The sequence below is a fragment of the Clostridium pasteurianum BC1 genome (assembly GCF_000389635.1).
GTDB classification, from domain to species: Bacteria; Bacillota; Clostridia; order Clostridiales; family Clostridiaceae; genus Clostridium_I; species Clostridium_I pasteurianum_A.
Genome location: NC_021182.1, coordinates 921,310 through 943,813, shown reverse-complemented (window position 1 = coordinate 943,813; position 22,504 = coordinate 921,310). Strand labels below are relative to the sequence as shown.

Genomic DNA, 22,504 nt, shown 5'->3' with positions numbered 1-22,504 from the left:
TTTTTATTTATTCATTACTTGCATTACACCAATTCCTCGATCTATCTACCGCTGCATGCCAATGTTTCAATAAATCTTCTCTTTTTGACTCTTCCATATTTGGAGTAAATATTCTTGAGGTTTCTCTGTTTCTTGTAATGTCTTCTCTGTCTTTCCAATATCCCACTGCTAGTCCTGCAAGATAAGCCGCTCCCATTGCCGTAGTCTGTACTACTTTAGGTCTGTCTACTTTGATATTTAAAAGATCAGCATGGAACTGCATAAGGAAATTATTAACGCAGGCTCCTCCATCTACTTTTAAGATTTTCAATTTTATATCAGAATCCTCTTCCATAGCTTTTAACACGTCATAGGTCTGATATGCCAAAGCTTCTAATGTGGCTCTGATTAAATGTTCCTTTTTAGCACCTCTCGTAAGCCCTACTATAGTACCTCTTGCATAGGGATCCCAATAAGGAGCACCAAGTCCTACAAAGGCAGGAACTACATAAACTCCATTGGTATCTTCTACAGCCTCTGCGTATTCTTCAGTGTCTTTTGCACTTTTAATCATTCTAAGCTCATCTCTTAGCCACTGAATGGAAGCTCCACCCATAAATATGCTTCCTTCCAATGCATATTCTATCTTTCCATTTACTCCAGCAGCTATTGTAGTAATCAAGCCATTTTTAGATTTTACAGCCTTCTCTCCTGTATTTAAGAGTATAAAGCATCCAGTACCATAGGTATTTTTTGCAGTTCCTTCATTAAAGCAAGTCTGGCCAAACAAAGATGCCTGTTGATCCCCTGCATCTCCACATATGGGAATAGGTTTCCCAAATATGACTTCATCGGTATTACCATAAATACAGCTGGAGGGTTTTACTTCTGGAAGCATAGATTTTGGAATACCAAATATATCAAGTAATTCATCATCCCACTTTAAGTCGTAAATATTATATAACATAGTTCTTGATGCATTTGTGTAATCGGTTACATGAACCTTACCCTTTGTCAGATTCCAAATTAGCCAGGTATCCACATTTCCAAATAATAAATTACCTCTTTCTGCTTCCTCTCTGGCTCCTTGAACATTATCCAAAATCCATTTAATTTTTGTTGCTGAAAAATATGCATCCAGCATCAATCCTGTTTTCTCTCTTATAACATCTTCAAATCCTTGTTCCCTAAGTTCATCACAGAACTCTGCTGTCCTTCTGCACTGCCAAACTATTGCATTATATACTGGGACTCCCGTTCTCTTATCCCAAATAATTGTAGTTTCTCTCTGATTTGTTATACCAATTCCTGCTATATCCTCAGCTAATATATTACTTTTTGCCATTGCCTCCGCTGCCACACTGAACTGTGTAGCCCATATTTCCATAGGACTATGTTCAACCCATCCAGCTTTTGGATATATCTGAGTAGATTCTTTTTGTGCACTGGTGACTATATTACCACCTTCATCAAAAATAATACATTTTGAACCTGTAGTTCCCTGATCTAAAGCCATTACATATTTATTCACTTTCCCACCCCACTATTTTAATAAATCTTTCCTTAATTAAATGATACTACAATTATTGAAAACCTTATCATTGTATTTTGTTTTATTTTTGTTGTATATTGTCTTATTTATATTTTAAAATAGTATTATCTTGTTGTATACTATTTTTTTGTCCTGCTGTAAATATTACACCAATATATAGAAAGACTATCTTAAGATGCATATCAATGTATTTCAAGATAGTCTTTTTTATTTTTTATATAAGCCTATTTTTTAATAATGTTTCTATAATTAGTGGGCGTTATTCCATTAATTTTTTTAAAGATTTTTGTAAAATATCCACATTCATAATATCCAAGTTCTGCAGCTATATCCACTATTGGTATATCTGTATATTTCAGCATTTCCTTTGCTTTTTTTATTTTGCATTGATTTACGTAAGTTGTAAAATTAATTCCTATTTCTTTTTTAAATAATCTGCTAAAATAATACATACTGAGATTAGTAACGTTAGCCATCTTTTCCAGACTTATTTCATCTCTGTAATTTTCCTCTATATATTTTAGTGCAGGTTGTAAAGCCTTATTTATGCAATTTCTATTTTCTTTATCTGCTTCATCCTTTTCCATAGAACATAATTTATTTTTTTCGCCATAACCATCCTTGTCAGCTAATTTCAACTCTGCTTTTTTTCTTTTATTTTCATGAAGTTTTAATGTGGTAATTTGTGTATTTAGAACCTCATTTAATTGTGCATCTCTTACAGGCTTTAATATATAATCGTTTACATTTAGTAGCAAAGCTTTGTGAATTAAATTAAAATCATCGTAGGCTGTAATCATTATAATTATTTTATTATGATTTCTATTTTTAATTATTTCTGAAGCTTTAATACCATCTATTCCAGGAATTCTTACATCCATAAAAATTATATCTGGATCTAATTTTTCATCCAATTCTATAGCTTCTCTACCATTTTGTGCCTCACCTATAACTTCTATTGCATCCTTAAAGTTTTTTAACATAATTTTTAAAGCTTCTCTCTGTAATTCTTCATCATCTACTAATAATATTTTATACATAAAAATCACCTGAACAATTTTTATATTATATAATCTGCAATTTATTTAAATTATATATCACTGATATTAGATACCTATACCATATTTATTTAAATAAAATACCTCGTTTTAATAAAATATAATCTATTGCACTATATAACATATTATACACTTTCAAAATAATCATAGCACAACAGTATATGAAAGAGTACAACATATATTAAAATCAAAATAAAATTTTATACAATGCAGCCCCTACTATTCCTCCACATATAGGTGCTATTACTGGAATCCATGCATATCTCCATTCAGAGCTTCCTTTTTTATATATAGGCAAAACATAGTGGGCTATACGTGGCCCAAGATCTCTAACAGGATTAATAGCATATCCTGTTGTTCCCCCTAAAGTAAGTCCAATTGCCCAGATAATACAACCAACTACTATAGGTGACAGCCCTTCCGCCATATGTGTATTTCCTATACCCAATATTGAAAAAACTAATATAAAGGTACCAATAAATTCAGAAATGAAATTTGAAAATGTATCTCTAATAGCTGGCTGAGTACAGAATACAGAAAGTTTTGCGTCATGATTTTCCGTAACATTAAAATGAGGTCTATAATATATCCAGACTATTACAGCCCCAAGAAAAGCACCTGTTAATTGAGCAGTTACATATATGGGTACACTATTCCAGGGAAATTTTCCTATTACAGCCAGGCCAATTGTTACTGCTGGATTAAAATGGGCTCCGCTAATATTTCCAAATATAAAAACAGGTATAGCAACTGCCAATGCCCATCCAGTTGTAATAACTATCCATCCTGAATTTTCAGCTTTTGTTTTATTTAATACTACATTGGCAACAACTCCATCGCCTAGGATAATGAGAATCATGGTTCCTAACATTTCGGCTATAAATTTTGACATAGCTATCTTCCTTTCAAGTTAATTTACCTCATAAACAGAGCTCTTAGCATCAAGTGGAGTTTTTGTTTATGACCTCTGATGCTTACTAACAGATTTCTTAGTATCGTTATTTTCCATACTTAGAAATCGTTGTCCTTTAGTGAAAATCGTTATCTAGGGACGCAGCCACTCTTTACTTCCACTTTGAAAAAGATGGTAGTATTAGAGTGGGTAGTCATCGGATAAAATAATTAAGTAAGCCCCCATAGCAAACGTTTTCAATTCTTACAATAAAATTCCACCCTCTTTAAAATTATTTTACGAAATTAATTTCCCTATCTAATATGATACAATATATTATTAAATGGTTATTAAAATATTTTGTCTTATATTTGTAAATTCTTGCTTACCTATATATTATTAAACAATATTATTTTGACTTTGGTACCTTTATTTTCTGAACTGGTTATATCAACAGAATAATTTTTTCCATAGAAATAATTCATTCTTTGCTTAACATTGACAATTCCAATTCCATGGGAAGAGTCTTTTTCACTGGCTTTTCCACCGCTTATTAATTCCAGTTTGTCCTCATCAATACCCACTCCGTTATCTTCAATAGATATAATTAAAGCTTTACAAGATTTATATGCTTTAATTTTTATCAATCCACCGTCTTCTTTTAATCCTATTCCATGAATTATAGAATTTTCAACAAAAGGCTGTATAATCATAAATGGAATCTTTATTTTCTGATATTTATCATCTACATCAATGTGAAATTCTAGTCTTGAACCAAATCTTATTTTCTGTAAATTTAAATAAGAAGTAATGTAATTAATTTCATCTTCTAAATCTACAACTGCACTTGTCTTTTTTAATGTATATCGGAGAATTTCTGATAGATTGCAAACAACTTCCTTTGTTCTTGGAGCTTCTTCAATTAACGCCAGCGCTGAAATGCTGTTTAAAGTATTAAATAAAAAATGAGGATTAATTTGGGATTGCAATGCCTTTAACTGTGAATCTTTTAATTCCTTTTCAAGTTCTGTTTGAATCTTCTCAGCCTTCATAAATCTTACATTTTTCTCGCTAAGTTCTTGCTGCAGCATTTTTAAAGCTCCCTGATCTACAATATAATTACTTATACTAAAGATCATTTTAGCAATGGCCTGAATTTTATCGTAGGGTATAACAGGTATATTTTTATACTTATCCATAATTTTATCTTTATTAGCTGCTTTTTCATGGATTTCAATAATACTTTCCAATGCTTCAAGCTTACTTTCCTCTGTTAAGACTTGTCCTGCCATTAAACTACCAAGATATTCTCCTTTAAATATAATTGGAATTGCAAAATCTATAATTCCCATATGACATTTATATATATATGGACTTCCCCTCCTTACTGACTCTAGTCCACCTATAGAATCACATTTCTCACATAAGTCTCTTAAATTACTTTTTTCCCGAATATTTCTACAAAAATCAGTACACATACTATGACTGGTCAATGGTTTTCCATGGCAATCCGTTGTAATAATTGCCGTGCCCGTAGAATAGGCAATATCATCCTGTATCTTTTGGAATTCCTCCATATCTATAATATCTTTTAAATTAAATTTTCCAGTCAATATTTTCCACCCCAAACAATTCTTATTTCATACTATATATTTTAACCTTTTGAGCAACAAAAAAACAATGTGAAGATCAACATAATCCCATGAAATTCACATTGCTAAAGTTTAAAATAATATCTATTTGCTTTTTTTAGGCAAATGTGACTTAATACTATCTGCCTTGCCAGCTGCAATTTCATCATAGTTTTTGCTATCTTGTTTTCTCCAACCCTCTTTGTCAGACAAATTTATTAAATATTTCATGAAAGGTTCTCTCAAATCCTCTCTCTTTAGTGCCATTTCCACAGTAGCCTGTAAATAACCAAATTTATCTCCTACATCATATCTTCTTCCCTTGAATTCATAAGCATAGATAGCCTGATGCCCAAGGAGATTCTTCAATGCATCTGTTAGCTGTATTTCATCGCCTTTTCCCGGCTTAGTTTTTTCCAAAACTTCAAATATATCAGGCATTAGTATATATCTTCCAAGGATTGCTATATTGGAAGGAGCTTCTTCCACGCTTGGCTTTTCAACCAAATCCTTTACCTTATATACTCCCCTTTCTATATTTAAATTTTTTACTATTCCATATTTTGACACCTGATTTTTTTCTACCTGCTGAACCCCTAAAATAGATGTTTTGTATTCGTTGTAACAATTTATAAGCTGCTTTAAGCATGGTACCTGAGCATCCACTACATCATCACCAAGCATTACCGCAAAAGGCTCTTCACCCACAAAACTCTTTGCACAATGAATAGCATGCCCAAGTCCTTTAGGCTCTTTTTGTCTTATAAAATGAATATTAGCCAGATTAGTTATGTCCTTTACTATCTTTAGTAATTCTACCTTATTATGACTTTCCAATTCTAATTCCAATTCTACAGATTTATCAAAATGATCCTCTATAGATCTTTTATTTCTTCCTGTAATTATAAGAATTTCTTCTATACCAGAGGCCACTGCTTCTTCTATTATGTACTGTATGGTTGGTTTATCTACTATTGGCAGCATTTCCTTTGGCTGGGCTTTTGTAGCTGGTAAAAATCTTGTTCCAAGACCTGCTGCTGGTATTACTGCCTTTCTTATTTTACTCATATTCTATTTGTCCCCCTCTAAAATAGTTATACTTTTATGTTATTACAGCATATATTATTTTTCAACATATAATTTCCATGCATCTCAAATTTATTTAACTATTTGTTCAAAATTTATTTTTTATATTAATTAAAAATTTTACTTATATATAAATTGTAGCGATATAATAATAGAATTTCCCCATCTTCAAATTTATATATAAGATTTTTAAAAAATAAAATTTCTAATTTTTCTGAAAAATTGTCTATAATATCATATATATTAAGCATAACGGCATAACGGGAGGTTGAGAGTATGTATGACGAAATAGTCAAACTCATAAACACCGTTGGTTTCCCCATAGCAGTTAGTCTATTTCTTCTCATTAAGTTAAATGGACAGCTTGATACCCTAATCAAATCTATTCATGAATTAAAAGAAGAAATAGCTGCCGTTATAAAAAACCAGGACAGGAAGTAAGACCCAAGTCTTACTTCCTTCTTATATTGATTTCTATAATATTTTCTCAAATATAAATTGCAATTAAGATTATACCCTTACTGAATAATAAATTTTTTTATTAAAATTTATTATTTAATATTTTTTATTAAAATGAGCATACTAATTATATGTTCATAAAATCTACTATTTAGGTGCTTGTGAAATTAAAAATAAAAATTTTAAGTTAACTTAAAGGAGGTAATTATTCATGGCACAAAATGAAGATCACAATAAAGGAGACCGCTCAGGTGGCGGCATGCTTCACTGGGTATGGAGATTGATATTAGTAGCAATTGTTTTAGCAGTAACATCATTTTTGACACCAGGCTTTTCAATTAGAGGATTATGGTCATTTCTACTAGCAGCAGTTATAATAATTGTAGTAGATTATTTGATAGAATCTTTTATGGGAGTTGATGCATCACCTTTTGGTAAAGGATTAAAGGGATTTATTATCTCTGCTATAATAATATATCTAACACAATTTATAGTTCCAAATATGCATGCATCTATAATAGGTGCAATACTAGCAGCTATAGTTATTGGAATAATAGATGCAGTTATTCCTGGCAGAGCAATGTAATCCAAATTCATATCTTAGTTTAGATGAATTATTCAAAGACTTGTAGTTATTGTATTCATTTTTAGAGATGAAGTATTACAGTAACTAGTCATAGAATAAAATAAGAAGGAAAGTAAGACTGTAAAATGTCTTGCTTTCTTTTTTATTTATAATCTCATATTTAGCAAGTAGTTCCTACAAGCCTTCATATTGCTAGGATTACTGGTAAAAATTTTTGTAATAAAAAATCACGTATTCTCAATGAATCGCGGAATTACTTGCAAGGTTAGAAATAATTCTTGTAATAAATTTTTAAATTATTCTGTAATAAATTTCTCTTCGTCATATATATAGTCAGAAGCACAGAAAGGAGGTGATAATATGGCAGCAGCACTAACTAAAGTTTCTTCTTCTGTAGTTATAGTAATAAACACAGGCAAAGATGCAAATGGAAAAGACACCAGCAAAAAATTAAACCTCGGAGCTGTAACCACTACAGCTGCAGAACAGGATATATATGACGTAGCTTCAGCTATTGGAAATATCCTTAACTATCCTGTACAGACAATTCAAAAAGTGGACAACAGTTTATTAACTAATGAGTAAAGCTCACCAAGTAAATTTCGTAGATAATAATATGGATTAGAATTCTGCAAAAGAATACAGATAATAAAGAAAGGAGGAATTGTAAATGGCACATAAACTAACTTTAAAATTTACTACTGAAGAAGATGGCAAATACTTCTCATTATCAGTAGACAATGTTAAGCAAGATGCAAATGGACAACCATCTGTAACTGAAGCAGAGGTAAACAGCCTAATGGATCTTATAATCCAAAAGAAAATTTTCTCCACAAAAACTGGAGATATAACTGGGAAAAAAGATGCCAAGCTAGTAACTACTTCTTCTGCAAGCTTTGGACTTAACTAATATTGACATGAAAACTTCTAGCCCTGCTGAAAATGCAGGGCTATTGTATTTTAACCTAATTATGTAAAATAACATAAGGCATATTCAAATAAATAACTAGTCAGTATGCTAGCCTATTTTGAATCCTACTGCGTCAACAGAACCCTCAGATAGCCCACTATCATCAGAACCTGTTTCCTTGTATGATTCAAAATATTTGTCGCATCTTTGACTTACTATTTATTTTCACATGCCTAAAATTTCAAAACCTGTGAAAATTTTTTATACAAGTTCTTGTACTTTATTTTTACCCTGACATTTACATACAAAATATTATATAATGTTATTATTACTGAACTTCAATTCAGAAAGTAATTCAGAAAACCTTTCATAATGCTTAATTCTATTTAAGAAAAATTTTTACAGACAAATCTAGTGGTATGAAGGCTTATAATGATTACTTGCCGAATATAGGTTGAAAATATAATAAATTTATGGAGGCATAAAATAAAATGATTTTTTCTAAAAAAATGGACAAACTCACTTCAGCTATATTTTCTCAGCTCAGTGACAAAAAAAATAAACTCATAGCTGAAGGTGCACAAGTGATAGATTTTAGCATTGGTACCCCAGATATACCACCAGCACCTCATGTTATTGAAACAATAGTTAAAGAATCAAGTAAAATAGAGAACTACATATATTCTATAAATGATACAGATGAATTACTGAGTTCAGTACAAAAATGGTATGGTAAAAGATATGGAGTAAACCTTGAAAAAGATGAAATAGTATCACTGCTTGGATCTCAAAGTGGCTTTGCAGAATTAGCTTTAGCCCTGGTTAATCCTGGTGACATAGTATTAACTCCTGATCCTGGCTATCCTATTTTTACTGTGGGACCTTATCTTGCCGGTGCAAAGATAGTCAAAATACCTTTGTTAAAAGAAAATAATTATCTAATTAACTTTAACGCCATAGATGAAGAAACAGCAAAAAAAGCAAAACTTATGGTGCTATCTTATCCCAATAACCCAACGGCAGCCACAGCCCCTCATGACTTTTATGTGAAGCTTGTAGCCTTCGCAAAAAAGTATAACATAATTATACTTCATGATAATGCCTATAGTGAGCTTGTATTTGATGATACAGAAGGCGGTAGTTTTTTGTCAATCCCTGGAGCTAAGGATATTGCCGTAGAATTTAACTCACTATCTAAAACTTACAGCATACCAGGCTGCAGAATTGCCTTTGCGGTTGGAAATAAAGAAATTATAAACCAATTAAAAACCTTAAAATCCCATGTAGACTACGGAATGTTTTTACCCTTTCAAAAAGCTGCAATTTCAGCTTTGGAAGGCCCTCAGGATTATGTCCAATTAGTAAAAAATACTTACAGAGAAAGAAGAGACCTCCTTGTAAATGGATTAAATAAAATTGGCTGGCCTATTGACAACACGGGAGGCAGTATGTTTGTATGGGCTGCCATTCCTCCAAAATATAAATCTTCCCTGGAATTTACTTTTGATCTCATGGAGAAAACAGGAGTTATTGTAGTTCCCGGCAGCAGCTTTGGAGAATATGGCGAAGGCTTTGTACGTTTTGCCCTTGTACAAAATAAGGAAAAAATAGCTAAGGCAATACAAAACATTGAGCTTAGTGGAATATTGGAAATCTAAAAACAAATTAATAAATGGAAAAATTTACACCCCAGGGGTGTAGATTTTTCCATTTTTAGTTTGCAATCTTCTCATAAGTTTAAATTGCAACTACCATTCCCCCCTTTTTTTGGAAATTATCCTATATTCATTAAAGCATATTTGACAGTTTCTAATCTAACACCTCATAGTAATTTCCAGCATAAAATACTATTGATAATTAATGTTAAGGTGGTTCACAATATGCCCATATATAAATTAGGTTCTAGTGGAACAGAAGTAATGAAAATACAGGCAGTATTAAAAAAAATAGGCTATAATCCCGGTGCTATTGATGGAGTATTCGGAAGTCAAACTGAAGCAGCGGTAAAAAATTTTCAAAGAAATAATGGATTAACTCCAGATGGAATCATCGGTCCTGACACTTATAGACTACTGGAAAGATATATTCTGGGCTATTATACTTATACCATAAGACCGGGAGATACTCTGTATAATATAGCCAGAAAATATTATACTCAGGTAGATAGAATTATTGCTGCAAACCCTGGTATAAATCCTTCTAATTTAATACCTGGCACTACTATAGTTGTTACCTATGGGATAGATGTAGTTGATACAAATATAAACTATACTTATGATATTTTAGACAGTGACCTTCGAGGCTTAAAGGCAAGATATCCCTTCATAACCATTGGGAGTGCAGGGAAAAGTGTGCTTGGAAGAGAACTTTATTATGTAAAGCTTGGGACAGGACCAAATGAGGTTTTCTATAATGGTTCTCATCACGCTTTGGAATGGATTACTACCCCACTGCTCACTAAATTCATAGAAAATTTTTCTAAAGCCTATGTAGATGGAACAAATATAAGAGGATACTCTCCACGGGATATTTGGAACAGAAGCAGTATATATATAATGCCCATGGTAAACCCTGATGGAGTTGATCTTGTTCTTAATGGATTATCCAGAAGTAATCCTTACTATAATGAATTAATAAGGTGGAACAAAGGAAGCACAGATTTTTCACAGAACTGGGAGGCCAATAATCACGGTGTCGATTTAAACCATAATTACAATGCATTGTGGCAATTATCAAAAGATGCTGAAGCCAGCTATGGAGTATTTGGCCCAGGTCCTACAAGATATTCAGGTCCTTCTCCAGAATCAGAACCGGAAACTAAAGCAGTTGTCAGTTTTACAAGATCTCATAATTTTAGACTGGTAATTGCTTACCACAGCCAAGGAGAAGTTATATACTGGCAATTCTCCAATCTTACTCCCCCTGAATCCTTACCAATAGGTAATCAATTTTCAAATGTAAGCGGCTATGCCCTAGCTGAAACTTCAGGAATAACCTCTTATTCAGGCTATAAGGACTGGTTTATTCAGGATTTTAGAAGACCTGGCTATACCATTGAGGTTGGTCGAGGAAGAAATCCACTTCCAATAAGTCAATTTAATGAAATATATAATGACAATGAAGAATTGCTACTGCTGGCATCTATTATCTAAATGAATTATATACACATGCTGTCTCAAAATTTTATTTTAAGGCAGCTTATTTTCTAAATTTCTAAACATTACTACCAATAGGATATATTGTATACATATTTTATTAAATATACTTTTTGCAATATATTATATACTAACTCTTTTATTCAAATATTTATCTATACTACTTTACTAATCCATTTAATTATATGTATTAAAGAGGATTTTTGTATTTTATGTAGAATATATTTAAGTTGATTGGATCCAATTCTATAAACTGAAATTAAAGACCATACTAAAGCAAATAATTCTTAATTTCACGGAGGTATTAACCATTTTGGGCTTTTTCAAGTATAAATATATAAAACACTGCATTTTTCTAATAGTTCTTATTGTTTTTATTAATTTATGCCAAAATACTGTCTATGCAAAAGGTGAAACAGAAAAAAACATACTCATTATAAGTTCAGACGAAAATTATGGTAATTTTATGGATGGAAATAAATCAATGTCCTGGGATAATTCAATATTATCTTCTATAGATTCAGTTTTTATAAATAGCAAGCAAAATATAAATGTGAACCTCCAATACCTTGACTTTAATAATGTCTCTCAAGATACATACTTTCAGGAAATTTATAATTTATACAAAACTAAATATAAAAATACTAAATTTGATGCTGTAATTACTATAGATGATTTGAATGATAGTGCCTTTAAGTTTATGCTTAAGTATAGCAATGAATTATTTCCCAATACCCCTATTATATTTTCGGGAGTATCTTCTTTTGATAAGTCTTTGCTTAATAATCATCCACTCTTTACAGGAATAACAAAGAATTCTGATGTAAAAAGTACCATTGACGTTGCTTTGAAACTTCACCCAAAAACTAAACAGGTATTTGTAATTACAGATAAAAGTGCATATGGGGTTTCCAATAAAAATATTATTAAAAGCTTTATGCCTTTATATAAAGATAAAGTTAAATTTTTATTTTCTGAGGAAAGTGATATAAATAAACTAAAAAAAGAGATAGATAGCTTACCAGAAGATACGGTTATTTATTTAAATGCAAGTTTTAAAGATAGTAATAATAAAATAATTCCAGCTACAACAGCTGCAGATATACTCTTTAAAGATTCCAATATACCTATGTACAGCAGAGAAAGCTTATCCACAAACAAGCAAAGCCTAGGTGGAATGATGACATATGCTGATAGTTATGGAAATAGTATAGGTAAACTAGCTTTAAAAATATTACAGGGAGAAAAACCTTCCAATATACCAGTTACGGAAGATGCCTCACATAACTATGAATTCAATTACACACAGTTAAAAAAATTTCACCTTGACATAAACTCTTTACCTAAAGGATCAAAAATAGTCAATGAACCTATTGGATATTTTGATATATATAAATCTATGGCTATACGTATTTTTATTCTTATTGTCATATTTGTAGTTGTTTTAGAAACACTTTTTATAATTTTTAATATATCTAAGCGTAGACTTGCTGAAAAACTACTGTCAGATCACGAAAGTTTACTAAAAACATTGATAAATTCTACTCCTGATTTAATTTATTTTAAAAATGAAAAAAATGAATTTCTTGAAATAAATGATGCAACCTTGAAACTGCTGAACATTACAAGAAAAGATTATAAAAATATCAATATGAACAAACTAAATGATATATCAATTTTTACTAAAGAACTGCTTGATAAATTAAAAAGAAATGATAAAAAAGCCTGGAAATTAGGTACTATGTATAGAATGGAAGAACTTATGCTGGATCAAGTTGATAACGTAAATAAAATTTACGATACCTTGAGAATCCCTTTATTCAATGAAGATAAAAGTCCTAAGGGATTAATTTTACTAGGTCGTGATATAACCCAACATAAACAAAATGAGAGAAATGAAAAATTTATTAGGGAGTTAAAATACTATGATGAATTAAAAACCAATTTTTTTTCTAATATCTCTCATGAACTTAAAACTCCACTAAATTTAATTTTTAGTGCTCTTCAAATCATAGAACTTAAGAATAGACGTACTCTTGAAGATAAAGATTTAGAAAAATACACAGCTGTAATGCGACAAAACTGCTATAGATTACTTAGAATTATTGATAATCTTATAGACATAACAAAAATTAATTCTGGTAATTTTTTTACACACCTTGAAAATAACGATATAGTATTTATAATAGAAAATATTGTAACATCTATTGTAGACTATGTAGAAAGTAAAGGTATAAATATTACCTTTGATACAGAAATTGAAGAAAAAGTTATGGCTTTTGATCTGGATGCCATGGAAAGAATCATATTGAATTTGCTATCTAATGCAATAAAATTCACACCTACTGGGGGAAGTATAGAAGTTAATATACATGATAATAAGGACAGTATAGTTATTTCTGTAAAGGATACAGGCATAGGAATACCTAAGGATAAACAAGCTTCAATATTTAAAAAGTTTGTTCAGGTGGACAAATCTTTATCCAGAAGCAGAGAAGGCAGCGGCATAGGCCTTTCCTTAGTAAAGGAACTAGTAGTTTTGCACAGTGGAACTATTGAATTAGAAAGTGCTCCAAACCAAGGAAGTGAATTTAAAATAACCCTTCCAGTGAAACTAGTAAAAGAAGATAAAAACAGCAGAAATGATACAATCATTAAACATAATAGCAAAATTAAAAGAATTAAAATAGAGTTTTCCGATATATATGATTACTAAAATTAACTGGACTAATACATAGTCAGAGACTCATATGACATCCCTAGGTTAATTTACTTGGCGTACAGTCAGACACCTATGCAGCTAACTTATATTTCTGATTTTTACTTAGTTATTTAGTTAATCCCTAATACTTCATTTCTTAGCATTTGCTTATGAGATTCCATAAGCATTTTTTTATGTTAAATCTACACAGACTAAACTTTCTAAAAAAGGAATTTTATATTTTATGTAGAATATATGCATATGTAATATAACAAAATCTACAAATTTAGATATAAAATTACATTAAGATAAATAATTCTTAATGTAGACGGGGGTATTAACTATTGTGAAAATTTTTAAACATACAAAACAATATATTTTTCTAATATCTTTTGCTATTTTTCTTTCTTTATTCCAAAGTACTGCTTATGCTGAAAATGAAACTGAAAAAAATGTACTTATTTTAAATTCAAACAAAAATTATAATAATTTTACCAATGGCACTGAGTCAATGAGTTTTGAAAATACAATAATATCATCAATAAATTCAAAATTTATAAAAAGTAAAAAAAATATAAATGTTGCAATTGAATATATGGATTACAATAATAACTTGGGGGATACCTATTCCCAGCAGCTTTATAATCTGTATAAAGTTAAATATGAGAATACAAAATTTGATGCTGTCATCACTTTAGATGATATGAATGATAATGCCTTTAAATTTATGCTTAATTATGGAGACAAATTATTCCCCAATACCCCTGTTGTATTTAGTGGAGTACCTTCTTTTGACACTTCTTTGGTTAAGGGTCATTCGAACTATACTGGAATAACAAAGAATCCGGATATCAAAAGTACTCTTGATGTAGCTTTGAGTCTTCATCCAAAAACTAAACAAATATTTGTAATCACAGATAAAACTCAATTTGGAATTTATCATAAAAAACTTGTTGAAAGTTTAATACCTCTATATAAAAACAAAATTAATTTCTTATTTTCTGATGAAAGTGATATCTTTAAATTAAAAAAAGAAATAAATAACTTACCTAAAGATACTGTTATCTATTTTAGTGCAACTGCTGATGCCTATAAAGGCATCAGCGACAAAGTAATCTCACAGTCATCAGCTGCAGATATACTCTTTAAAGATTCTCGCATACCTATTTACTGCAGAGCAAGCTCATATATAAATAATCAAAGCATAGGCGGTATGCTTACATACGCAGATAGTTATGGGAGTAGTATAGGTGATTTAGCTTTAATGATATTAAATGGTGAAAGGCCTTCCAGTATACCTGTTACAGAAGACACCGCCCATAACTATGAATTTAATTACCTGCAATTAAAAAAATTTGGCATTGACCTAAAATCTCTGCCCAAAGGATCAATAATACGCAATGCACCTATAGATTATTTTAATATTTATAAAAACATGTTTTTCCCCATTGCTGCTTCTATTATCATATTTATAATTGCTTTACAAATGTTTTTAATAATTTTTAATATATACAAGCGCAGACTTGCTGAAAATTCGCTGTCCGATAATGAAAACCTGCTAAATACATTAATAAATTCTACTCCTGATATAATTTATTTTAAAAATGATAAAGGAATTTTTCTGGAAATAAATGACGCTGCTCTCCGCCTCTTAAACATTAGCAGAGATGATTATGAAAATATTAATATGAATGATATAAATACATCTCCATATTTTAACGAAGATTTACTTGATGAATTTGAAACCAACGATAGAAAAACATGGGAAACAGGAACTATATATAGAACTAAAGAAGTTATTCTAAATAGAAGAGAAGAAACTAATAAAATTTATGATACCTTGAGAATTCCTCTATTTAACGAAGACGGAAGCCGTAAAGGATTGATGTTATTAGGTCGTGATATAACTGAGCATAAACTAAATGAGAAAAATAAAAAACTTATTAAGGAGTTAAAATACTACGATGAATTAAAGACCAACTTTTTTTCTAATATTTCTCACGAATTTAAAACTCCCTTAAATTTAATTTTCAGTGCTCTTCAAATTATAGAACTTAAAAATAGAACTACTGAAGGTAAAGATGAAACTTCAGAAAAATATATAGATATAATGAAACTAAACTGTTATAGATTGCTTAGAATTATTAATAACCTTATAGATATAACAAAGATCGATTCAGGTAATTTTTCTACGCACTTTAAAAATGATGATATAGTCTTTACTTTAGAAAATACTGTAATGTCTACTGTTGATTATGTAAAAAGCAAAGATATTAATATTACTTTTGACACAGACATTGAAGAAAAAGTTATGGCTTTTGATTCAGATGCTATAGAAAGAATTATACTTAATTTATTATCCAATGCAATAAAATTTACACCTCCTGGCGGAAGCATAGAAGTTAATATACAGGATAAAGTAGACAACATAGTTATTTCCGTAAAGGACACAGGGATAGGAATACCTCCTGATAAGCAAGCTTCAATATTTAAAAAATTTGTTCAAGTGGATAAATCTTTATCAAGAGGTTCAGAAGGCAGTGGCATAGGTCTCTCCTTAGTGAAAGAACTAGTGGTTTTGCATAATGGAATAATTGAGTTAGAGAGTGCTCCAAATAAAGGAAGTGAATTTAAAATAACCCTTCCCGTAAAGCTGCTAAAAGGTGATGAAAATTGTAACAATGAAGAGAAATTTGCAGACCATAGCAATATAGAAAAAATTAAAATAGAGCTTTCGGATATATATGTATGATTCTTTGGCTACTAAGAAAAGGACTAAACAAACTCTCGCAAGTTGAAAATTAAAATTGGAAAGAATTACACCCCTAGGTTATATTCCTCTTATGTAGCAATCAAGACTTAACAAATATTTGATGAGGTGCTGAAGTTCATATGTTGGACAAGCAGTATTAAATTGTAGTAATAAAAAAAGAAAGGATGATAACACAATGAAATTAAGAATTAAATTTATAAAATCATTAATAACTTTAAAATTTATAACTATTTTTTCTATATTTATTATCCTACTAGTTTCAGGAGTCGCTTATTCTCAATATGCAAAAAATCAGTCTGCTGAAACTGCGCATGCTGCTGAATTGTCTACAAAAAATAAATTGGAACAGCAAAAAAATGAAAAGGATGAAGCAGATAATAAATTAGAGCAAGTTAAGCTGGCAAAACAACAAAAACAGGAGCAAGAAAAACTAGCAGCACAAAAATCACAAGCTGAAGAAGAAAAACAAAAACAATCAGAACAAGAAAAACAGAAAGAACAAGAACAAAAAGCTGCCCGGCAAAATTCACAAAAACAACAATCTGCATCTACAGCCAATAATTCAGCTAAGCCTATAATAGTTCAGTCACAAGAAGCTGCTCCAACCCCACCAGTACAACAAAATTATATAGTAAATTTTCTAAATACAGGAAACTCCAATCAGGTAGTTGTTGTTTATACAAATAGCTATGGTCAAATAAGTGGAACTTGTGAAACCTTTCAAAAATCAAATGGAGTATGGCAAAGAGCATTAAATCCTTTCCCTATAAATGTAGGAGCAAATGGTTTTGCACCATTAGGTCAGAAGAGAGAAGGTGACACGAGAACTCCCTCAGGTAAGTTTGGATTTGCCAGCATGATGTTTGGGAGATTGCCAAATCCAGGAGTAAACTACACCTATAAACAAGTTAATGATAATGACTACTGGGTAGATGATAGTAACTCCAGTTATTATAACCAATATAAAAGAGGCTCCGGAGGCTTTAGTTCAGCAGAACGTCTTAACATAGCAAGTTATAATTATGCCGCAGTAATAGATTATAACAGCAGCAGGACACCCTACATGGGAAGCGCAATATTCTTCCACGTATGGGGAGGATCTGGTCACGGTACCGCTGGCTGCGTAGCAACTGACCAACAAACACTTATTAGTTTTCTAAAATGGTTAAATCCTTCTCAAAATCCAATTATTATAATGGGAGTAAAAAATCAATTGTCAAATTTTTGATGCTTCAAAAAATTATTGATACTTCTTCTTACTTCAATAGTATTTCTTCCTTGCTCTATATTAGCGTGATGGGTTGACTTAAATTATAATCAATAGCTCTTTATTTCACAATTTTTATTTTCAGATATGTTATAATTTAGATTGTTCAATATTTTACATGGAAAAATAAAATTACTAAAAGCACCCCTGGGGTGTAAAAATTGGAAATTTACATTCCAAAATCACCGCCCCAGGGGTGTAAAAATTGGTAAAATAATTACTTCTTTTTATATTTAGAACTTTCTATAGTTATAGTTTGACTGCCTTTTGTCAAGTCTACTTGCTGGCTCCAATTTTTATCCAGCTCATAGGGTCCCTTCGGAGCCTTTATTTCCTTTAGTACGTATTTACCTGGTGCTAAATTTGCTGCAGTAGCCTGACCCTTTGAATTAGTTTCAATTTTGTCAGTTCCTATAGCATTTCCATTAAGGTCATAGAGTTTAAATTCTGCTTCATTTAATGATTTTTTACCATTGCCGGCGTCTTCTGCATTTATTTTTAACGTAGTTGCATCACTTTTCCATATGCTATTGATTGGATATAGAGTAATATTAGCCTTTGAATCTCCATTTTTTGAGTACGTTTCCATACCAGTGCTTGTGTCATCTGGGAATATAAGTGAAGCCCCGGTTACTTCTCCATCATTGCCAAATACCTCTATAGAAGACCAGTCAAGGAAGATTCTAAGTTTGATTTTACCATCTGCAGTCATACTCATATCTCCAGTTTCTAAAGCCTTAAACAAATCACTTTCATAGTATCTATTGCCATTTTCTGTTGGTATCTTTCCTGATTTACTTCTGTCAATGGATACCTTTTTACTTGCTATATTGTAATTTACCACAGTTTCCTGATTGTTGCCTACTCTAAGCTTAAAGCCCACATCTGTAGTATTCGCTCCTGGTGTAAATTCAGCATCAATTTCAGTCTGTTTACCTGTAACCCCTTGAAGTATATTGCCAGTAGCACTGACAGTAGCGTTTTCTATTACTGTAGGAGCTAAGCGTAAACTGTTGTATTCTTTTATAGGCTCCTGAACTAATCTAATCTGTCCATCTCCATTTTTCTTCAATTTCAATTCATGCTGCAAAGTGAAAGAACCATTATATGGGTCTGTAATAGCTGACAGCGCATTACAATAGTTATCCCAGGTGTTCATCCAGTTAATCATAATCCTTCTGCCATCAGGAGTATTGTTGTAAGTCTGTGCCGCATAAGAGTCTTTACCAAAATTTGTTGGAATTCTATCTGATTCTGATACAAAGGTCAATTTTCCATTTACCTGTTTCAAATCACCAATTCTATAGTATCTTCCACCTTCACTTAGTACCCATTTTGATTCATTTGTTCCTTCCACATTAAGTTTGAAGATATCAGGGCATTCAGTTTGAATTTCTGGCTGCATTGCTTCTGGTGTCCAGTTTTTAAGATCTGAAGATGAGAAAAATCTAAGTGGGCCTCCAGCAGCTACCATAATCCACTTTTTAGCATCTTCATCCCAAAATACCTTTGGGTCTCTGAAGGCACCGTTGGCAATATCCTTTAAAGGATCATCAGCAGTTTTTATAACAGGATTTCCAGTATATTTAGTCCAGGTTCTTCCCTTATCAGTGCTGTAGGCAATATTCTGCTGCTGTACCCCACTATTATCAGTAGTGTAAATTGCAACCAAGCCTTTTTTCTCCGGAGTATTAGTGAAGAAACCTGTGGTATTATTTTCATCTACTACTGCAGAGCCAGAGAATATAGCTCCAATATTATCTGGATAAAGAGCAATAGGAAGTTCTGTCCAGTGAACTAGATCTGTACTTACTGCATGTCCCCAGTGCATAGGACCCCATTCTTTACCATAAGGATAATATTGATAGAATAAATGATATTCTCCTTCATAGTAAACCATACCATTAGGATCATTTACCCAATTTTCCTTTGCTGAATAGTGAAACTGTGGCCTATACTCCTCTGAATAATAGGAGCTTGGATCCTGTTCTCTCTTAACTTGTACTAAATATGTGCTTTCATTATTATCTGAATCCTTAGCAGTTACATAGACTTTATTCAGTCCCACAGGAATGGCAATTTCATTAAAAGTATTGTTTTGGACTGTATTATTAAATACCTCAGAGCCTTTACTGTCCAAAACTCTTACATTTACAGTACTAGAATTAACTGCCACAGGTTTTATACTTATTTTATCTGTTGCATAATCTATAGTAGTATTATATGAGTATATGTTTTCATTAAATGCTGGTTCTAAATTTATCCCATTAATCTGAAGATCTGTTAGTTTAGGATAAGTTGCAGCATTTATGTCATATTTATTTAAATTTTGATATATTTCTGCTCCACTATAAGTCAATACTCCAAATTTTCCGGAACTTAAACTGCCGTCGCTGCAATTTGCCACAAGTGAACCATCAATATAGTACTCTATATGTGAACCTATTGCCTTCACCTTCAAATTATAAGTATCCTTTGTAGAAGCTAGCCTAAATTCGCTTAAAACAGTAGCTGCGCCATTTACAAATTTAAATAGTTTACCCATGCCAGCGCCCTTGTCTACATTAGCCACATAGGAACTGGAACCGTTGTCATTTGATCTGAACACTAAGGATGCTGCTCCTGTAGATGGCAGAGTTACATCACTTTGATAAGTAAAATCTGTTCCTGTAGTCTGTGATATAGCAAAATTATCTCCTCTTCCCAGTGAATATAATCCCTCATTAGTCTTGTTCCAGGTTCCAGCCTTTACTGCCTGAATATTTGTCAAATTAGTTAAAAATCCATTTTCATCATTATCTACTGCACTGTCACTAAATCTAACATTGCTAAAGGTAGCCTTAGTATTATAGGTTAAAATACCTACATTTCCGCCTGTCCAACTTGGATCATTTTGCATAAGTACAAGGTTGCCATCTAAATAGAACTTAATGTTTTTATTGCTGTCCACAGTTACTTTATAATGGAAAGTATTTTTTGCCTTCTGAGCATCTGTAAGCGCTGCTACTTCATTGAATCCAAGAGGTTGCCCAGGAATAACCTTAAATAATCTTATTACACCAGTTACATTATCGTTTTGAGAGTATGAATATCCCTCTGTTTTATTGATATTAACACCATACCATACTCCACTGGATGGGTTGTCCTTATTTGCTACTCCAAAGGTTAGCGCTGCTGAAGGCCCATCTTCAAGATTAACATCTGCCTCATAGGTGAATGTTGTGCCGTATGTACTAGTAACGCCAGCATTGTCACCATTATTTTTTAAAAGTTCAACACCATTGTCTGTATTTCCAAAATTACCATTTATAAAATCTTGTCTAGTGATAAAGGTAGCTGTTTCTGCCTTTGTTACTACAGGTGATACTGTAATACCAGTAGTTAAAAACATGGCGAAGCATATAAAAAAACTAAATACACTCTTAAACTTTTTTTTCATTAAAAAATTCCCCCTATAAATTTATATTTTTTTAATTAAGTCGTACAAGTAATTCAACTGTGTCGTAAAACTAAACTTCCCTCAGTAAAATTCATTGGTAACAGAGCCAGATGTAAGTCAAATATTTATGTCTACGCCATATAAACGTTTACATCAATCACCACCAATCTACTTTTATTTCTATCTATATAATCCAGCAATTTCTATGCCACATATATGTATCAAAATTATATTGAGTAAAATCAACGTATTTTTGAATTTTATTCAATGTAAATAATACACTCTATTTTACTTTTCAAATACTGTATTATATTCTTGATACAATTTTAAGGATATTTCTTCAATTTTGATACATAAGTTTATTATATATTGCAAAGATTTCACAATCTTTTAAAGAAATAAAAAAACGAACCCCTTTTGGATTTCGTTTTTATTGTTCTAAGAATAAATAAAATTCGTAATATTACTAAAATGCTGCTCATAATAAACTTTATTCAATTTCCCTGTAATACTTCTCTTATTTCTAATAATTGTGCTTCATCTGCATAAAGCATAAATTTGCCATTTCTGCCAATAAAACTCTTACCACATTGCTTCACACTTTCCGGTATAGCATATCTAAATTCTATTTCTTTAAACTTTTTTATATAAAAAGACTGTAAATGAAAGCAATAAAATCTATATCCAATATAGGAGATAAATTTTTCTCCCTTTTTTAATTCTGTATCTGCCAATTCTAAATCCTTAACTGGTCGACGCATCTTCAATAGTAATTTTATTATGGATCTGTTTAGTTCTTTTAATTCTCCATCTGTTATCACACACTTCGCCCCCAATTTGCATTTCTAAAAACACCAATAAGTATATTATATCTAAAATTCTCAAAAAGTTCATCCTAATTTTAGATTTGTTCATAGAAAATACCCCTGAGCTGCATTATTGCACCTCAGGGGCCCATTATTTACCAAAATCACACAGTATTGCACTCCAGTGGTGTAATATTTACCAGTTGTGCA

16 protein-coding genes are annotated in these 22,504 nt (G+C 31.3%); 9 read left to right on the top strand and 7 right to left on the bottom strand.

Going from position 1 to position 22,504, the window contains the following annotated elements:
* Nucleotides 1-7: 7 nt before the first annotated feature.
* The 5 genes from glpK to galU all read right to left on the bottom strand — a co-directional run bounded on the left by glpK (nt 8) and on the right by galU (nt 6,180).
* Nucleotides 8-1,510 carry a glycerol kinase GlpK gene (gene glpK / locus CLOPA_RS04370; protein WP_041710785.1) on the bottom strand — a complete coding sequence of 501 codons (1,503 nt, stop codon included), beginning with the start codon at nt 1,508-1,510 and terminating at the stop codon, nt 8-10.
* A gap of 245 nt (nt 1,511-1,755) precedes the next feature.
* Nucleotides 1,756-2,571 carry a response regulator transcription factor gene (locus tag CLOPA_RS04365; protein WP_015614262.1) on the bottom strand — a complete coding sequence of 272 codons (816 nt, stop codon included), beginning with the start codon at nt 2,569-2,571 and terminating at the stop codon, nt 1,756-1,758.
* Nucleotides 2,572-2,776: 205 nt separating this feature from the next.
* Nucleotides 2,777-3,481, bottom strand: a complete 705-nt coding sequence (locus tag CLOPA_RS04360; RefSeq protein ID WP_015614261.1) for an MIP/aquaporin family protein — start codon at nt 3,479-3,481, stop codon at nt 2,777-2,779.
* A gap of 389 nt (nt 3,482-3,870) precedes the next feature.
* Nucleotides 3,871-5,094: a sensor histidine kinase gene (locus CLOPA_RS04355; RefSeq protein WP_015614260.1), complete on the bottom strand. Its 1,224-nt coding sequence runs from the start codon at nt 5,092-5,094 to the stop codon at nt 3,871-3,873.
* A 123-nt stretch (nt 5,095-5,217) separates the two neighbouring features.
* Complete coding sequence (gene galU / locus CLOPA_RS04350) at nt 5,218-6,180, bottom strand: UTP--glucose-1-phosphate uridylyltransferase GalU (RefSeq protein ID WP_015614259.1); 963 nt, start codon at nt 6,178-6,180, stop codon at nt 5,218-5,220.
* A 294-nt stretch (nt 6,181-6,474) separates the two neighbouring features.
* Here galU and CLOPA_RS24140 point away from each other — a divergent pair, with 294 nt between their 5' ends.
* The 9 genes from CLOPA_RS24140 (at nt 6,475) to CLOPA_RS23570 (ending at nt 18,010) form a co-directional block, all read left to right on the top strand.
* Nucleotides 6,475-6,639 carry a YvrJ family protein gene (locus tag CLOPA_RS24140; RefSeq protein WP_015614258.1) on the top strand — a complete coding sequence of 55 codons (165 nt, stop codon included), beginning with the start codon at nt 6,475-6,477 and terminating at the stop codon, nt 6,637-6,639.
* 277 nt (nt 6,640-6,916) lie between these two features.
* On the top strand, nt 6,917-7,243 hold the full coding sequence (locus CLOPA_RS04340; RefSeq protein WP_431602572.1) for a phage holin family protein: 327 nt from the start codon (nt 6,917-6,919) through the stop codon (nt 7,241-7,243).
* A 360-nt stretch (nt 7,244-7,603) separates the two neighbouring features.
* Complete coding sequence (locus tag CLOPA_RS04335) at nt 7,604-7,828, top strand: DUF1659 domain-containing protein (RefSeq protein WP_015614256.1); 225 nt, start codon at nt 7,604-7,606, stop codon at nt 7,826-7,828.
* An 85-nt stretch (nt 7,829-7,913) separates the two neighbouring features.
* Nucleotides 7,914-8,153 carry a DUF2922 domain-containing protein gene (locus CLOPA_RS04330; protein WP_015614255.1) on the top strand — a complete coding sequence of 80 codons (240 nt, stop codon included), beginning with the start codon at nt 7,914-7,916 and terminating at the stop codon, nt 8,151-8,153.
* Between the two features lie 491 nt (nt 8,154-8,644).
* Nucleotides 8,645-9,811: an aminotransferase class I/II-fold pyridoxal phosphate-dependent enzyme gene (locus CLOPA_RS04325; RefSeq protein ID WP_015614254.1), complete on the top strand. Its 1,167-nt coding sequence runs from the start codon at nt 8,645-8,647 to the stop codon at nt 9,809-9,811.
* 222 nt (nt 9,812-10,033) lie between these two features.
* The gene (locus tag CLOPA_RS04320) at nt 10,034-11,305 is read left to right on the top strand and encodes a M14 family metallopeptidase (RefSeq protein ID WP_015614253.1); all 1,272 of its coding nucleotides are present in this window, start codon (nt 10,034-10,036) and stop codon (nt 11,303-11,305) included.
* Between the two features lie 469 nt (nt 11,306-11,774).
* Entirely contained in the window at nt 11,775-14,024 is a 2,250-nt protein-coding gene (locus tag CLOPA_RS04315) for a sensor histidine kinase (protein WP_242834262.1), read from the top strand.
* Nucleotides 14,025-14,355: 331 nt separating this feature from the next.
* A complete protein-coding gene (locus CLOPA_RS04310; RefSeq protein ID WP_015614251.1) occupies nt 14,356-16,761 on the top strand; it encodes an ABC transporter substrate binding protein in 2,406 nt (801 codons plus the stop codon).
* Nucleotides 16,762-16,957: 196 nt separating this feature from the next.
* Nucleotides 16,958-18,010: a L,D-transpeptidase family protein gene (locus CLOPA_RS23570; protein WP_015614250.1), complete on the top strand. Its 1,053-nt coding sequence runs from the start codon at nt 16,958-16,960 to the stop codon at nt 18,008-18,010.
* A 256-nt stretch (nt 18,011-18,266) separates the two neighbouring features.
* On the opposite strand, the gene CLOPA_RS04300 is transcribed toward CLOPA_RS23570, so the two are convergent.
* Together CLOPA_RS04300 and CLOPA_RS04295 are read right to left on the bottom strand one after the other, a co-directional pair.
* Nucleotides 18,267-21,488: a GH32 C-terminal domain-containing protein gene (locus CLOPA_RS04300; protein ID WP_015614249.1), complete on the bottom strand. Its 3,222-nt coding sequence runs from the start codon at nt 21,486-21,488 to the stop codon at nt 18,267-18,269.
* Nucleotides 21,489-21,982: 494 nt separating this feature from the next.
* Nucleotides 21,983-22,309 (bottom strand): hypothetical protein, encoded by a 327-nt coding sequence (locus CLOPA_RS04295; protein ID WP_015614248.1) that lies wholly within the window; start codon nt 22,307-22,309, stop codon nt 21,983-21,985.
* Between the last annotated feature and the right edge of the window lie 195 nt (nt 22,310-22,504).

Bases quoted from the DNA above. Each gene is read 5' to 3' on its own strand.
- CLOPA_RS04340 (WP_431602572.1), top strand. From the start codon at position 6,917: ATGCTTCACTGGGTATGGAGATTGATATTAGTAGCAATTGTTTTAGCA.
- CLOPA_RS04325 (WP_015614254.1), top strand. From the start codon at position 8,645: ATGATTTTTTCTAAAAAAATGGACAAACTCACTTCAGCTATATTTTCT.
- CLOPA_RS04315 (WP_242834262.1), top strand. From the start codon at position 11,775: ATGGATGGAAATAAATCAATGTCCTGGGATAATTCAATATTATCTTCT.
- CLOPA_RS23570 (WP_015614250.1), top strand. From the start codon at position 16,958: ATGAAATTAAGAATTAAATTTATAAAATCATTAATAACTTTAAAATTT.
- CLOPA_RS04330 (WP_015614255.1), top strand. From the start codon at position 7,914: ATGGCACATAAACTAACTTTAAAATTTACTACTGAAGAAGATGGCAAA.
- CLOPA_RS04300 (WP_015614249.1), bottom strand. From the start codon at position 21,488: ATGAAAAAAAAGTTTAAGAGTGTATTTAGTTTTTTTATATGCTTCGCC.
- CLOPA_RS04360 (WP_015614261.1), bottom strand. From the start codon at position 3,481: ATGTCAAAATTTATAGCCGAAATGTTAGGAACCATGATTCTCATTATC.
- CLOPA_RS04365 (WP_015614262.1), bottom strand. From the start codon at position 2,571: ATGTATAAAATATTATTAGTAGATGATGAAGAATTACAGAGAGAAGCT.
- galU (WP_015614259.1), bottom strand. From the start codon at position 6,180: ATGAGTAAAATAAGAAAGGCAGTAATACCAGCAGCAGGTCTTGGAACA.
- CLOPA_RS24140 (WP_015614258.1), top strand. From the start codon at position 6,475: ATGTATGACGAAATAGTCAAACTCATAAACACCGTTGGTTTCCCCATA.
- CLOPA_RS04335 (WP_015614256.1), top strand. From the start codon at position 7,604: ATGGCAGCAGCACTAACTAAAGTTTCTTCTTCTGTAGTTATAGTAATA.
- CLOPA_RS04320 (WP_015614253.1), top strand. From the start codon at position 10,034: ATGCCCATATATAAATTAGGTTCTAGTGGAACAGAAGTAATGAAAATA.